This is a genomic window from Roseinatronobacter thiooxidans (assembly GCF_001870675.1).
Classification (GTDB): Bacteria; Pseudomonadota; Alphaproteobacteria; order Rhodobacterales; family Rhodobacteraceae; genus Roseinatronobacter; species Roseinatronobacter thiooxidans.
Window position 1 is genome coordinate 276,153 of record NZ_MEHT01000045.1, and the last position, 12,919, is coordinate 289,071.

At 55.5% G+C, this 12,919-nt stretch carries 13 protein-coding genes; 12 read left to right on the forward strand and 1 reads right to left on the reverse strand.

Annotation, left to right across the window (positions count from 1 at the left end):
• Nucleotides 1–359: 359 nt before the first annotated feature.
• The 12 genes from BG455_RS15365 (at nt 360) to BG455_RS15420 (ending at nt 12,263) form a co-directional block, all read left to right on the forward strand.
• Nucleotides 360–575, forward strand: coding sequence for a Flp family type IVb pilin (locus BG455_RS15365; RefSeq protein ID WP_071470871.1), 216 nt, complete (start codon nt 360–362; stop codon nt 573–575).
• Nucleotides 576–777: 202 nt separating this feature from the next.
• On the forward strand, nt 778–1,611 hold the full coding sequence (gene cpaB, locus BG455_RS15370) for a Flp pilus assembly protein CpaB (RefSeq protein ID WP_071470950.1): 834 nt from the start codon (nt 778–780) through the stop codon (nt 1,609–1,611).
• Nucleotides 1,612–1,928: 317 nt separating this feature from the next.
• Nucleotides 1,929–3,290 (forward strand): type II and III secretion system protein family protein, encoded by a 1,362-nt coding sequence (locus BG455_RS15375; protein WP_071470951.1) that lies wholly within the window; start codon nt 1,929–1,931, stop codon nt 3,288–3,290.
• 36 nt (nt 3,291–3,326) lie between these two features.
• Nucleotides 3,327–3,950 (forward strand): OmpA family protein, encoded by a 624-nt coding sequence (locus BG455_RS15380; protein WP_071470872.1) that lies wholly within the window; start codon nt 3,327–3,329, stop codon nt 3,948–3,950.
• Between the two features lie 280 nt (nt 3,951–4,230).
• A complete protein-coding gene (locus BG455_RS15385; RefSeq protein ID WP_071470873.1) occupies nt 4,231–5,457 on the forward strand; it encodes a CpaE/TadZ family protein in 1,227 nt (408 codons plus the stop codon).
• Between the two features lie 14 nt (nt 5,458–5,471).
• Nucleotides 5,472–6,932 carry a TadA family conjugal transfer-associated ATPase gene (locus BG455_RS15390; protein WP_071470874.1) on the forward strand — a complete coding sequence of 487 codons (1,461 nt, stop codon included), beginning with the start codon at nt 5,472–5,474 and terminating at the stop codon, nt 6,930–6,932.
• 3 nt (nt 6,933–6,935) lie between these two features.
• Nucleotides 6,936–7,904, forward strand: a complete 969-nt coding sequence (locus tag BG455_RS15395; protein ID WP_071470875.1) for a type II secretion system F family protein — start codon at nt 6,936–6,938, stop codon at nt 7,902–7,904.
• A 42-nt stretch (nt 7,905–7,946) separates the two neighbouring features.
• Nucleotides 7,947–8,927 (forward strand): type II secretion system F family protein, encoded by a 981-nt coding sequence (locus BG455_RS15400; protein WP_071470876.1) that lies wholly within the window; start codon nt 7,947–7,949, stop codon nt 8,925–8,927.
• A gap of 86 nt (nt 8,928–9,013) precedes the next feature.
• Entirely contained in the window at nt 9,014–9,514 is a 501-nt protein-coding gene (locus tag BG455_RS15405) for a tetratricopeptide repeat protein (protein WP_084386495.1), read from the forward strand.
• A gap of 20 nt (nt 9,515–9,534) precedes the next feature.
• Nucleotides 9,535–10,392, forward strand: coding sequence for a tetratricopeptide repeat protein (locus BG455_RS15410; protein WP_071470877.1), 858 nt, complete (start codon nt 9,535–9,537; stop codon nt 10,390–10,392).
• Nucleotides 10,392–10,895 carry a prepilin peptidase gene (locus BG455_RS15415; RefSeq protein ID WP_071470878.1) on the forward strand — a complete coding sequence of 168 codons (504 nt, stop codon included), beginning with the start codon at nt 10,392–10,394 and terminating at the stop codon, nt 10,893–10,895. Before BG455_RS15410 ends, BG455_RS15415 begins: the two co-directional genes overlap by 1 nt.
• A 57-nt stretch (nt 10,896–10,952) precedes the next feature.
• On the forward strand, nt 10,953–12,263 hold the full coding sequence (locus tag BG455_RS15420; RefSeq protein WP_071470879.1) for a P-loop NTPase family protein: 1,311 nt from the start codon (nt 10,953–10,955) through the stop codon (nt 12,261–12,263).
• A 3-nt stretch (nt 12,264–12,266) separates the two neighbouring features.
• Here the strand turns inward: BG455_RS15420 and BG455_RS15425 are convergent, their stop codons facing one another.
• On the reverse strand, nt 12,267–12,767 hold the full coding sequence (locus BG455_RS15425; RefSeq protein ID WP_071470880.1) for an Lrp/AsnC family transcriptional regulator: 501 nt from the start codon (nt 12,765–12,767) through the stop codon (nt 12,267–12,269).
• Nucleotides 12,768–12,919: the final 152 nt, after the last annotated feature.

Consider the following 12,919-nt stretch of genomic DNA (forward strand, 5'->3'; position numbering starts at 1 on the left):
CCAGAAAAATGACATCGGATTTACAGCTCTTTTATACTTTTGCGCCAGTATGCAGGGTCGAAACCGCCCTGACCATATGTTTCTGGGCAGCAGGCTTTCACACAGAACTGGTGTTGCAGACCTGCCGTTTCGGAAGATTGGCGCCAGATTGAAAACAATGAAACAGGAATTAATCCAGCTTTGCAAAGAAACGAAACAATGCCCGAAATCACGCAAGAACATACCCTAAATTGGTCCGAAACATGCCCCATTCTGGACATTGTTCAGGGGCTATATGGGTCTCAGCCAAGCGGTGAACAACACTGGTAACCGAGTGACCCGAGGCTGAGTAGAAACGTTCAAACCTGGAGAAATATAAAATGACTTTTTTTGCAAACATCAAAAACTTCGCCGCAGATGAATCTGGTGCCGTAACTGTTGACTGGGTTGTTCTGACCGCTGCGATTGTGGGCCTGGGCATTGCTGTTGTCACTTCGGTGCGCACCGGGGTCTCCACTTTGGGAAACAATATTAGCACGTCGCTCACAACCGGCACAGTGACAGGCATTGGCAACGTCAACCCAGCTCCACAGTGACACTACACTGAAGCCAACGCTTCAAAGATCTTGCAAGGCCGCGAGCAACGCTTGCGGCCATTGCTTTTTTACTGGCAGATAAAGCGCATCCGCCACAATCGCGCCACAATGACAGCCTCTTGTTGCCAAGATGTGCTGCTATGACTGCGAAACATCATAATTGTTTCTGCGTCTGTCGCGCAGCACGAAAAAGGATACCGCCATGCGTAGCGTCTTTGCCCTTGTCCTGCTTGTCGGTCTTGGCCTTGCCGGCTTCGCGGCGATGCAGACCCACCAGTATATCAGTGCAATGCAAAATGAACTGGCCCATGCCCGCAGCAAAGCCAATAATGTGGAAATGGTCAATGTCTTTCTGACAAGCCGTTCACTGCGATATGGCGAGCACCTTATGCGAGAGGATGTTCTGGTCGCGCCCTTCCCTGAATATGCGGTTCCCCAAGGCAGCTACACAGACCTTGATCAGCTTTTCCCCAATAATGCGACACACCGCATCGTCCTGCGCGCGATGGACCCGAGAGAGCCGTTGCTTGTCTCCAAACTGACAGAGCCGGGCAAGGCGGCAGGCATCACTTCGCTTCTTAGCCCCGGCAAGCGCGCCTTTACCATAGCCGTGAACCAGACCAGCGGTGTTGCAGGCTTTTTGCGCCCGGGCGACCATGTCGATATTTTCTGGACAGGGCGCACAGCAAATTCCGGCGAAATGACCCAATTGATCGAGACGCAGGTCCGTATCATCGCGGTCAATCAAAGCGCGGATATGGATCGAACCGCCTCTGTCACCGATGCGCGCACGGTTACTGTTGAAGCCACGGCCAATCAGGCCGCCGCCTTGGCGCAAGCACAAAATTCAGGCCGTTTGTCGCTGGCGCTGGTCGGGATCGGGGATAATGCGGCAACAGGCGCCATCGAGATGACGCAAGACCGTCTGCTGGGGATCGTGCGCGAGGAAAGCCGCGTGGAAGTTGCCGAGAAATGCCATATCCGCACGCGCCGCGGCAATGAAATGGTCCTGATCGAAATCCCTTGCACAAACTGAACAGGCGCGCCGCACCTGTTGGGGCATCTGTGATAAATCAGACTTTGCACGCCAAACATGTGCGCCCTTGTTCATACAAAACGCCCAGATCGCGTAGTTTCGCAGTTTCAAAGCCCCAAATATAGCCTGCCAATGGCAGTTTGTTGCGAAAACCACATCAACATCGGCACCTAAGCACAAGATTATTGAAAATAAATCGTGTTTGGCGCATAGTCTGGGCAATAGTGAGGGAAATACCTTACAGATCTGAATGTCCTTATTGCCCTTAACAGATGGCGGACAAAAAAGATGAAAAGAAGTTTCAGAAGGCAGGCACCATGAAAATCATTCAAATAGCAGCAGCGGTGCTGTTGGCGGCTACCTTGGGTGCCACTGTCGCGCCGCAGGTTCACGCCGACACATTCCGCGTGGCCAATGGCGCTGCCGGGGCAACCCTGCGTGTGTCGATGAACCGCGCAGTGGTGGTCGAAACCGACAATCCCTTTGCAGAGTTATCCATTGCCAATCCCGGCATTGCCGATATTTCCACGTTATCCGACCGCTCGATCTACGTTCTGGGCAAAACGCCGGGACGCACGACCTTGACGATTCTGGGGCCGGATGGTGCCTTGGTGTCGAATATCGAAGTGCAGGTCACACCCGACATTACGGAATTCCGCGAAAGACTGCGTCAGATTTTGCCGAACGAGAAAATCGAGGTGCGCACCGCCAATGACGGCATTGTTCTGTCTGGTATTGTGTCCACCGCTGCACGTCTGGATGCCGCGGTAGAGCTGGCGCAGCGTTACGCGCCAGATCGCATCTCGAACCTCATGAGTGTCGGCGGCACGCAGCAGGTGATGCTGAAGGTCAGATTCGCGGAAATGCAACGCGGTATCGGCAAAAGCCTTGGGTCCACCTTGCAGATAAACGGGCCAACCGGCAATTTCGGCACGGGTGACGCCAGTTTTGCCCTAAGCAATGTCGAAAATACCGGCACTTTGGGGTTCAGGGTTGGCGGCGGTCGCCTGACTGCGCAAGTGCTGCTGGAAGCTTTGGAAACCCAAGGGCTTTCGCGCACGCTGGCTGAACCAAACCTGACCGCGCTATCGGGGCAGGCCGCGTCGTTTCTGGCGGGGGGCGAGTATCCGGTACCCGTGCAGAACGAGAATGGCGCGATCAGCATTGATTACCGTCCCTTTGGTGTAGAACTGTCCTTCACCCCGCGGGTTCTGGATGACAATGTCATCAACCTGCGACTGGACGCTGCAGTAAGTTCGATTGACAGCAATGTGGTTGGTGTGGGCCTGCCCGAAGGCTCTGTCTCGTTCCGCCGGCGCGAGACGCAGACCACTGTTGAATTGCGCGACGGGGAAAGCTTTGCAATTGCGGGACTGCTGGAAGACGATTTCCGCACCAGCTCTCGCAGTGTGCCGTGGTTGTCTGAACTGCCCATTCTGGGGGCCTTGTTCCGCAGTGCCCAATATCAGCGCGACCAGACCGAACTGGTGATCGTCATTACCGCGCATCTTGTCTCTCCGACGCGGGGCGAGGCGCTTATGCTGCCGACAGACCGCATCCGTCCCCCAAGCGAACGTGACCTTTTCCTTAACGGACGTCTGGCGGCACCTGGATCGGGCGCAATGGGCGAAATCGCACGTCAGGATTTTGGCGGCTCTTACGGCTATGTTCTGGACTGACCCCATCAGCCCAGACACTTTACAAAGGAGCCGGTTATGGCAATTGACAGACGTTTTTTCCTGATGGGTGCTGCCAGCCTTGGCTTGGCCGCATGCAGCGACCCGTCGCACCAGTTTAACCGCGAAGCGGGCATCAGCATTGATGAAGGTGGTTTTGGCAACGCCACGATGCACAACACCATGTTGCAATCAGGGCAGATCAGCCTGGCCGAGGTGATGACGCGCCGCTTCCATGCCGAGGTGCCGTCAATGGTGAACTTCGCTTTCGACAGCGCCGTTCTTGACGAAGACGCAAAAGCAATTTTGCGCATGCAGGCCCAGTGGATGCGGCAATTCCCTGAATTGCGCTACAAGATTTACGGGCATACCGATGCAGTGGGCACTGCGGCCTATAACATTCGGCTTGGGCAGCGCCGTGCAAATGCAGTGATGCATTATCTGGTATCACGAAATATCCCACGCAACAGCATTATTGCGGTCGTCTCTCGCGGAGAGTCGCAGCCCTTGATCGCAAGCGAAGGCTACGAGCCAGCAAACCGCCGGACCGTGACCGAGATTTCAGGTCTGGTGCGGCGTGCCACAGTCATGGACGGGCAATACGCCCGAATCATACACCGTGAATATGTGGCCAGCGCGACAGAACAGCACGTTTCGCAATAAGGCTGGTCTCTGGAAAATCCAAGTTCCACTCTTGAAAGCCCTGCGCCAGCCATGCGCAGGGTTTTTTGCTTCTATCACGCAGCAATGCAGCACAAATCGGTACGCGGGGCAAAACTGCAATCATGGCAATCTACCGAATAAATGAAGTAATTTAGCCCAAATCTTGCCAGATTCATGAACAATGTTGGGGCAACACTCTGGTGCACCCCTGCGGAAAACCCGTTTCCAAAATTCAAAGGGGGGGCCATCCATCGTTTAAGTATTTGTTGAGGAATGCGACATGTCCAGCACCGATGAAGATCAGCTACAGAAAGTCTGTGCCTGCACGATCGCCCGAGATATCCATGATTTCGATCTTCTGATCGAAGACATGGATGCCATCTTCCATGAAGACTGGGGCAACCTGACATTCCCAGAGGCGCATGCCTTTCTCGACACGCAAGAAGCGCGGGATCTGGAATTCCTGGCCATCGCGCTTGATGACAAAGACCAGAGAAACGTCTCACTCATCAGCTCGGTGATCGAGAAGGCAAGCGCACTCAATATCCGTATGGTTCTGATCGCAGAGGCGCTATCGCCGATTCTGCTGCATCAGCTTCTGCGCGCAGGGGCGAATGACTTTGTCCCCTACCCGCTTCCGGAAAGCGCGCTGCAAGATGCGGTCAACAAACTTCAGAAATCCGACGCGGCGCCATTAGTCCCGGCTCCCACACAAACGCCCAGTGGCAAACAGGGCACCATCTTTGCTGTGCACGCCCTGGCGGGCGGGGTTGGCGGAACGAATTTTGCGGTGAATCTGGCATGGGAACTGTGCCGCATGGCCGAAGGGGCCAAGAAAACCGTGTGCATTCTGGATTTCGATTTTCAGTCTGGCGCCGTTTCGACCTATCTGGACCTTGCGCGCACAGAAAAGGTGTATGAATTGCTGTCGCAGACCAGCAATATGGATGAAGACGCGTTTTTTGCAGCCATGCAGAAATTTCAGGACAAATTGCATGTCTTGACCGCGCCATCTGACATGTTGCCGCTGGACCTGCTGACCCCGGACGAGATTGAGCGCGTCATCACCATGGCCCGCGACCAGTTCGATTTTGTCATTATCGACATGCCTCGAACGGTTGTTCACTGGACTGAAACAGTCCTGAATATGGCTGATCTGTATTTCGCTGTTCTGGAACTGGATTTGCGGTCTGCGCAAAATGCCTTGCGCATGATCCGCGCAATGAAGGCAGATGGCATATCGCTGGACAAATACCGCTTCATCCTAAGCCGCGCGCCCAAATTCACCGACCTTTCGGGCAAGGCCCGCGCAAAACGCATGGCCGAGAGCCTTGACATCAGCTTTGCCGTGAACCTGCCCGATGGGGGCACACAGGTCCGCGATGCCAATGATCACGGCCTGCCCTTGGCCGAATATGCCGTCAAGAACCCCTTGTATAAAGAGATTAACAAATTCGCACGCGCGCTGTTCGATGCATCTGAAACCACCGCAATTGCAGCCGAATAGTCAGGTAGGGTAAAATGTTCGCAAGATATCGCAAAACAACCGGCGCACAGCCAATCAAATCGGTCGAAGCAGCGCCAGAGCGCCACAAGCCCGCAACCGCCGCCGCCAGCCCTGCGCCAGAGCGCGCAGCGCAAAGCCAAGCGCAACCTGCGCCACGCGCACCCGCGCGGGCCGCGCCACCAGACCGCACCGAACAGCGCAAGCAGCGTCTGAACAGCATCAAATCGGACATGCACAAGCGATTGCTGGAAAACCTGAACCTGGCCGCGCTGGAACATGCCAGCGAGGCAGAGCTGCGTTCCGAAATCAGCACCATCGTTGCCGAGACACTGGGCGAAATGGAAGTCGTGCTGAACAGTGAAGAACGCGCCACGCTGAATCGTGAATTGTATTATGAGGTGATGGGCCTTGGCCCACTGGAGCCGCTTTTGCAAGATGACAGTATCAACGACATTCTGGTTAACGGGCCGAAGCAGATTTTCATTGAACGCGCCGGCAAACTGGAATTGTCGGATGTGACCTTTCGGGATGAACGCCATTTGCTGCGGATCATCGACAAGATCGTTTCTGCGGTCGGGCGGCGTGTTGACGAATCCAACCCCTATGTGGATGCGCGGCTGGCAGACGGGTCGCGTTTCAACGCGATGGTTTCGCCTGTGGCGGTGGACGGGTCGCTTGTCTCGATCCGGAAATTCAAGAAAGACAAACTTGCAATTTCTGATCTGGTGAAATTCGGGGCCTTCTCGGAAGAGATGGCGCTTTATCTGGAAGCGGCCGTCTCGACGCGGCTGAATATCATCGTCTCGGGGGGCACAGGTTCGGGCAAAACAACAACCTTGAACGCTTTGTCCAGTTTCATCGGCAATGACGAGCGGGTTTTGACCATCGAAGACACCGCCGAATTGCAGTTGCAACAGGTTCATGTCGGCCGGATGGAAAGCCGGCCCGCCAATATGGAAGGCAAAGGGGCCGTCACCCAGCGCGACTGCCTGCGCAACGCCCTGCGGATGCGCCCTGACCGGATTATCGTGGGCGAAACGCGCGGCGAAGAGGTGATCGATATGCTTCAGGCCATGAATACCGGCCATGACGGCTCTATGACCACCATCCACGCCAATACTGCCCGCGACGGGATCAGCCGACTGGAAAACATGGTGGCAATGGCAGGGATCGACATGCCACTGCGCGCTGTGCGCAGCCAGATCGGTTCGGCGGTAAACCTGATTGTGCAGGTCTCGCGCCTGCAAGATGGCTCGCGCCGCATGATGTCGATTACAGAGATTACAGGCATGGAGGGCGAGATCATCACCATGCAGGAAATCTTCCGCTTTGAACGCACAGGCCTAGAACCAAATGGCAAGATTCTGGGCCATTTCACCGGCACCGGCTTGCGGTCTGCCTTTGCGGACAGGTTCAAGCGTTGGGGATATGACCTTCCCAGCAGCATTTATGACGAAATTCAGGTGCGGAGATAACCCATGGATCTATCCCTTAGCCCCCTGATCTATATGTCGGTATTCGGCGCGGTGCTGATGCTGATCCAAGGCATCTACCTGCTGGTTTTCGGCAAAAGCATCGAGCACAGCTCAAAACTCAACCGGCGCCTTGACCTGATCGAAAAAGGTCGGGGGAAAAAAGACGTTATGGAGCAGCTGCGCAAAGAGCGTTCGGCCCATACCAAGAAATATTCCATCCCGATTTATGGCCTGATCGAAGAACGCGCGCGCAAGGGCAATATCGCATTTTCAGCCAAAGCCCTGATCGGGTTGATGATCGGACTAAGCGTATTCAGCTTTGTTATGCTGACCTTCGTATCCGAGACCGAATTATCCGTCAGGGCCGGTATGGCCATCGCCATCGGGTTTGGCGGGGTATTTTTCTGGGTATCCGGCAAAGCCAAGAAACGCGTGAATGCCATTGAGGAACAACTGCCAGAAGCGATTGATCTGATGGTGCGCAGCCTGCGTGTGGGCCATCCGTTCGGGGCCGCGCTGTCCATCGCAGCCGATGAAGTATCAGACCCGCTGGGAAGCGAGTTGGGCCTGATTTCAGATGAGGTGTCATATGGGCGCGATGCAGGCGAAGCGATTGCAGAATTCGGTGAACGCGTCGATTTGCAGGATATCCGCTTTCTTGCGGTAGCCGTGTCGATCCAGCAGAAATCCGGGGGTAATCTGGCGGAAATTCTGGACGGGTTGTCCAAGGTTGTGCGCGCCCGCTTCAAACTGTTCCGCCGTGTGCGCGCCATCACCGCCGAGGCAAAATGGTCGGGCATGTTCCTGTCAGGCTTTCCCATCGCGGCCATGATCATGATTCAGGCCATCAAGCCCGACTATTATGACGATGTGAAAGAGACACCGCTTTATCTGCCCTTGGCCGTTGTGGTGTGCCTGTTTCTGATCGTGAATGTGCTGTACATGCGCAAAATGACCGATATCAAGGTCTGAGGCCGGTGCAGGGTATGAATTTCCAAGAAAGGCCCATCGACAATGCTTGAGTTGTTCAACTCCCCTCTGGGACCGATTGTTCTGACAGCCACGGGCGCTGTCTTGTTGCTTGTCATGGCGCTGATCGCGATCCTCACCAGTGGCCGCACCGACCCCATGCAAAAATTCTTCGAGCAAGCAAAGCTGGACAAAACAGGCGTGGTTGCGGACATAACGCAATTGCGCCGCAAGGGCGGGCGCGAATTCAAATCGCTGGAAAAATACGCGCGCTTTCTGGAACCCGAAAACGCAAAAGAGCTGTCTGACGCCCAGCAGAAGATGATCCGCGCAGGCTATCTGAGCAAGACTGCCGTGCGCGATTTCGCAGCCCTGCAATTCATTCTGGCAGTTACAGGAATGGTCGGGTCGGTTTTGCTGGTATTCGTCATCGCACCTGACAGCTTTGAAAGCCCGATCTTGAAGGGCATCACGCTGGTGGCCCCTATGGTTGTCGGGTATTTTGGCCCCAGACGCTGGCTTGAACAGCGCATCGAGGCGCGCAAGGCCGAGATCATTTCAGGCTTTCCCGATGCGCTTGACATGATGCTGATCTGTGTCGAGGCGGGCCAGTCGCTTGACCAGTCCATTCGGCGCGTCTCGAAGGAAATCAACTTCGCCTACCCTGCCCTGAGCGAGGAACTGACCGCTGTGGGCGAACAGGTCAAGGCCGGGCGCGAACGCAGTGAAGTTTTGCGCGATATGGCCAAGCGCTGCGATGTCACCGATATAACATCCTTTGTGACTGTCATGATTCAGGCAGCAACCTACGGGACATCGATTACCGATGCGCTGCGCGTCTTCGCCGCAGAAATGCGCGACAAGCGGATCATGCGCGCCGAAGAAAAAGCAAATATCTTGCCCACGAAGATGACTTTGGGCACAATGATGTTCACAGTTCCGCCGCTTTTGATCATCCTCATTGGCCCTTCGGTGGTCGGGATCATGAGTGACTTGAATGGCGGCATTCCGATGCCTGGAAATTGAATTTGCGTCTGGTTGGTCTCTTTCTCGGGGTGTGGCTTGTGGCCGGCTGCTCGGACCTGTCGCAAGACAGGTCCGCCGCAGCCGTCATGGGGCTTGGCCCCGATCAAATGGCCCCGGTATCGGGGCGTCTGGATGTGCCCGACGCCGTGGATGGCCTGATTGTCGGACACAGGGCCATGGCCGCCGGAGAGTATGAAATTGCACTGCGGGCCTATCATCGCGCGGCCGCCTCGGATGGGGCCACGGTCGATGTGCTTTCTGCAATCGGGTCCGCCAATCTGCGGCTTGGGCGATTGCAACAAGCCGAACAAGACCTGCGCCGCGCGCTGGAAATGGATGAAACCTTTGTTCCTGCGCATAATAACCTTGGTGTGACATTGGCAGAGCAAGGCAAATGGGGCGAAGCCAGCCTGCAATTTCGTATCGCCTTCGCATTCGATTCAGGCCGGTCCAGTGAAATTCGGGACAACCTGCGTTTAGCCATCGAAAAATCGCAGCAAACAGGGTATGATGATTTTGAGGCATTTCAGCTTTTGCTGATGCGGCGGGGCAGTGGCAGGTATTTGCTTCTGTCAACGCCACTATAACGAGCAGTGAGGACGCAAAAATGCGCCACCCTATGATATTCGCACTGCTTGCAAGCAGTGTCTTGGGGCTTGCCGGGTGTGAAGACAGCAAGCAAGCCAGCGTTGCGCGGGCGATTGATAGCGTCAAGGCTATCGATCAGCAGAATATGGCGGACCTTATGCTTGCCGCTGGTGACCCCGACGAAGCCGTGGCTTATTTCGCCGCTCAGGTTGAGAATGACCCCGAAAATATCCGTAATTTGCGCGGGCTTGCGCGCTCACTGGTGCGCGCGGGCCGCACATCAGAGGCGGTGCCAGCATGGCAAAACGTCATCAACCACCCAGAGGCCACGAATGACGACCGCGTCATGCTGGCGGATACGTTCATTCGAAACAACAACTGGGACCGCGCCGAACAGGCCCTGAATGCTGTTCCCCCCACGCATGAAACCTTTGACAGGTATCGGCTGGAAGCCATGGTCGCTGATGCCAACAAACAATGGGCGCGCGCTGACCATTTTTACGAAACCGCTGCGGGCCTGACCACGCGCCCCTCTGGTGTGTATAACAATTGGGGCTTTTCCAAGCTGACTCGCGGCAACCCGCGTGACGCAGAGAGGCTGTTTACACAAGCCCTGCAACATGACCCCGATCTGTTCACGGCAAAAAACAATCTGGCGCTGGCGCGGGCCGGGCAGGGAAATTACAATCTGCCCATTGTGCGCATGACCCAGCAAGAACGCGCGATAATGTTATATACAATGTCAATCGCTGCCATCCGCAGGGGCGATGCGACCATTGGCAGGACATTGCTACAAGAAGCCATAGACACGCATCCCCAACATTATGAAGAGGCCGTGCGCGCGATGCGCGCGCTTGAAGGCGGAGGGCGCGGGTAATGCTGCTGAATGCACAAACTGCACTCTGGTTCTTGCCATTTGTGACGCCCATCGCACTTTGGGTCGCATGGAGCGATATGAAATGGATGAAAATTCATAATTACGCCGTTCTAGCCCTGATCGCAGTTTATCTTGTGGTGGGTCTTATCGCGCTGCCGTTTCAATCCTGGGCATGGGGCTGGGCAAGCCTTGCTGTGGTGCTGGTTGTGGGCTTCGTGCTCAGCTCGGTCGGATTGCTGGGCGCAGGGGATGCCAAATTCGCCGCAGCCATGGCCCCTTTCATCGCGCTTGGCGATCTGAGCCTGTTTGTGATGCTGCTGGCCTGTGTGACGCTGGTCAGCTTCATTGCCCACCGCCTTGCCAGACGCACCAGCCTTGTGCAGGGTCTTGTGCCCGAATGGGAAAGCCTGCATCGCCGCGAATTCCCGATGGGGCTGGCCCTTGGGCCAAGCCTGTTGTTCTACCTGTGTCTGGCCACGATTTTCGGCACGGTTTCACCCTGATCCGCGGCCAGATACCCCTGATATTTTTCAAATATTCATCTTGGTAAAAACTAGATTATGAACATGCATCAAGCCCAGATTACCGCACCACCCGCCATTCGCAGCCTGGAAGCGACAGGTCTTGACCCTGTCTTGATGCGTGACATCCTGCTGAAGACAATTTTCAGAATGTCCCTGTCAAACGTCACCAAAATCTCGCAAACCCTATGTCTGCCAATTCCCCAGACGATCGAGTTGATCGATATTGCGCGCGGCGAGAAACTGATCGAGGCTGTCGCCTCTGCCACGGCCAGCACCACATCGGAAGCGCGCTTCCAGCTGACCGAAGCAGGCAAGGCGCGCGCAATGGACGCGCTGTCGCAATCAGAATATTATGGCGCCATGCCTGTCCCGCTTGGGCAATATGAACACCAGATCAAGCGGCAATCCATCCGCGACATACAAATCACGCGCAGGCAGATTCAGATTGCCATGGGCGATCTGATCTTGCCACCCAGCTTGATCGACGATCTAGGCCCCGCTGTCAGCTCTGGCCGGTCCATCCTGATGTATGGTCCCCCCGGCAACGGCAAATCCTCTATCTCGAACGGTATCCGCGCGGCGATGGGCGACCGGATTTATGTGCCCCGCGCGGTTGTCCATGCGGGGCAGGTTATCAATGTTTATGACCCGATTGTTCATACATTGGTCGAAAGCTCTGACGACAACCCGTCCCTGCTGCGCCAGACCGGCAACAGGTTTGACAACCGCTATGTCTGTTGCGAACGCCCCACTGTCATTACCGGCGGCGAATTGACCTTGGAAATGCTGGACCTGAAATTCAACCCTGTGTCACGCACCTACCAAGCCCCCTTGCAGTTCAAGGCGACCGGCGGGGTTTTCATCATTGACGACCTTGGGCGCCAAGAAGAACCTCCGCAATCCATCGTGAACCGCTGGATCGTGCCCATGGAAATGAATTACGACATTCTGGCGCTTCAATCGGGCGAAAAATTCATCGTGCCCTTTGACACGCTGGTCATTTTCTCAACCAATTTCCACCCCAATGATATTTTTGACCAAGCCGCCTTGCGGCGCATTTTCTACAAGATCAAAATCGACGGCCCCAGCCAGTCGGATTTCCTGAAGATCTTTGCCATGGTCGCAAAGAAGCGCAAAATGCAACTGGATGAAGACACGCTGATCTACATGATCCAGACGAAATATCCGACCATCGACAATGTGTATGCCAATTATCAGCCGGTGTTTCTGATCGACCAGATGATTGCCATTTGCGATTTTGAAGGCCAGCCAAGGCATATGTCCCCCACCCTGATCGACAGGGCGTGGAAAAACATGTTCGTGCAATCGGAAACCATCGTGCGCTAGGCACTATTCAATATCGGCGGCGCGCGCTTCCAGCACATCGAACGGAACACCCGGTTCCACCTTGGCGCAGCGGATCACCAGCGATGTCTTGACAGTGATCACATTGTCGGCGGCCAACAGGTCTTCTGTCAGAAAGTTCTGAAAGCTGGACAGGTCAGGCGTGACACATTTCAGGATGAAATCAATCTCGCCATTCAGCATGTGGCACTCGCGCACGAAAGGCCATTCGCGGCAGCGCTGCTCGAAACGGGCAAGGTCGGCTTCGGCCTGCGAATTCAGGCCCACCATGGCGAAAACCTGCACCTCGAACCCCAGATCGCGCGCATTGACCTGCGCATGATACCCGCGAATGAAACCCTGTTCTTCCAGCGCACGCACACGGCGCAGACAGGGCGGGGCCGAGATGCCCACACGTTTGGCCAATTCCACATTGGTCATCCGTCCATCTGCCTGCAACTCTGCCAGAATTTTCCGATCAATCGGATCAAGCTTACCGCCTGACATGCGCTCACTCCTGTATTTTGCGCTTCTTTACGCATCAGGTATGGATTGCGCAATAATATTTCAATCATGCGCAATAAATTTAGTCTGGCCTGCGACACTGCCGCCCCCTTGTGCTGCGCGCCACAGGGCTTAGATTGCGCCTCGGAATCTGG

Bases quoted from the DNA above. Each gene is read 5' to 3' on its own strand.
- BG455_RS15405 (WP_084386495.1), top strand. From the start codon at position 9,014: ATGGGGCTTGGCCCCGATCAAATGGCCCCGGTATCGGGGCGTCTGGAT.
- BG455_RS15380 (WP_071470872.1), top strand. From the start codon at position 3,327: ATGGCAATTGACAGACGTTTTTTCCTGATGGGTGCTGCCAGCCTTGGC.
- BG455_RS15415 (WP_071470878.1), top strand. From the start codon at position 10,392: ATGCTGCTGAATGCACAAACTGCACTCTGGTTCTTGCCATTTGTGACG.
- BG455_RS15400 (WP_071470876.1), top strand. From the start codon at position 7,947: ATGCTTGAGTTGTTCAACTCCCCTCTGGGACCGATTGTTCTGACAGCC.
- BG455_RS15385 (WP_071470873.1), top strand. From the start codon at position 4,231: ATGTCCAGCACCGATGAAGATCAGCTACAGAAAGTCTGTGCCTGCACG.
- BG455_RS15410 (WP_071470877.1), top strand. From the start codon at position 9,535: ATGCGCCACCCTATGATATTCGCACTGCTTGCAAGCAGTGTCTTGGGG.
- BG455_RS15365 (WP_071470871.1), top strand. From the start codon at position 360: ATGACTTTTTTTGCAAACATCAAAAACTTCGCCGCAGATGAATCTGGT.
- BG455_RS15395 (WP_071470875.1), top strand. From the start codon at position 6,936: ATGGATCTATCCCTTAGCCCCCTGATCTATATGTCGGTATTCGGCGCG.
- BG455_RS15375 (WP_071470951.1), top strand. From the start codon at position 1,929: ATGAAAATCATTCAAATAGCAGCAGCGGTGCTGTTGGCGGCTACCTTG.
- BG455_RS15425 (WP_071470880.1), bottom strand. From the start codon at position 12,767: ATGTCAGGCGGTAAGCTTGATCCGATTGATCGGAAAATTCTGGCAGAG.
- BG455_RS15420 (WP_071470879.1), top strand. From the start codon at position 10,953: ATGAACATGCATCAAGCCCAGATTACCGCACCACCCGCCATTCGCAGC.
- BG455_RS15390 (WP_071470874.1), top strand. From the start codon at position 5,472: ATGTTCGCAAGATATCGCAAAACAACCGGCGCACAGCCAATCAAATCG.
- cpaB (WP_071470950.1), top strand. From the start codon at position 778: ATGCGTAGCGTCTTTGCCCTTGTCCTGCTTGTCGGTCTTGGCCTTGCC.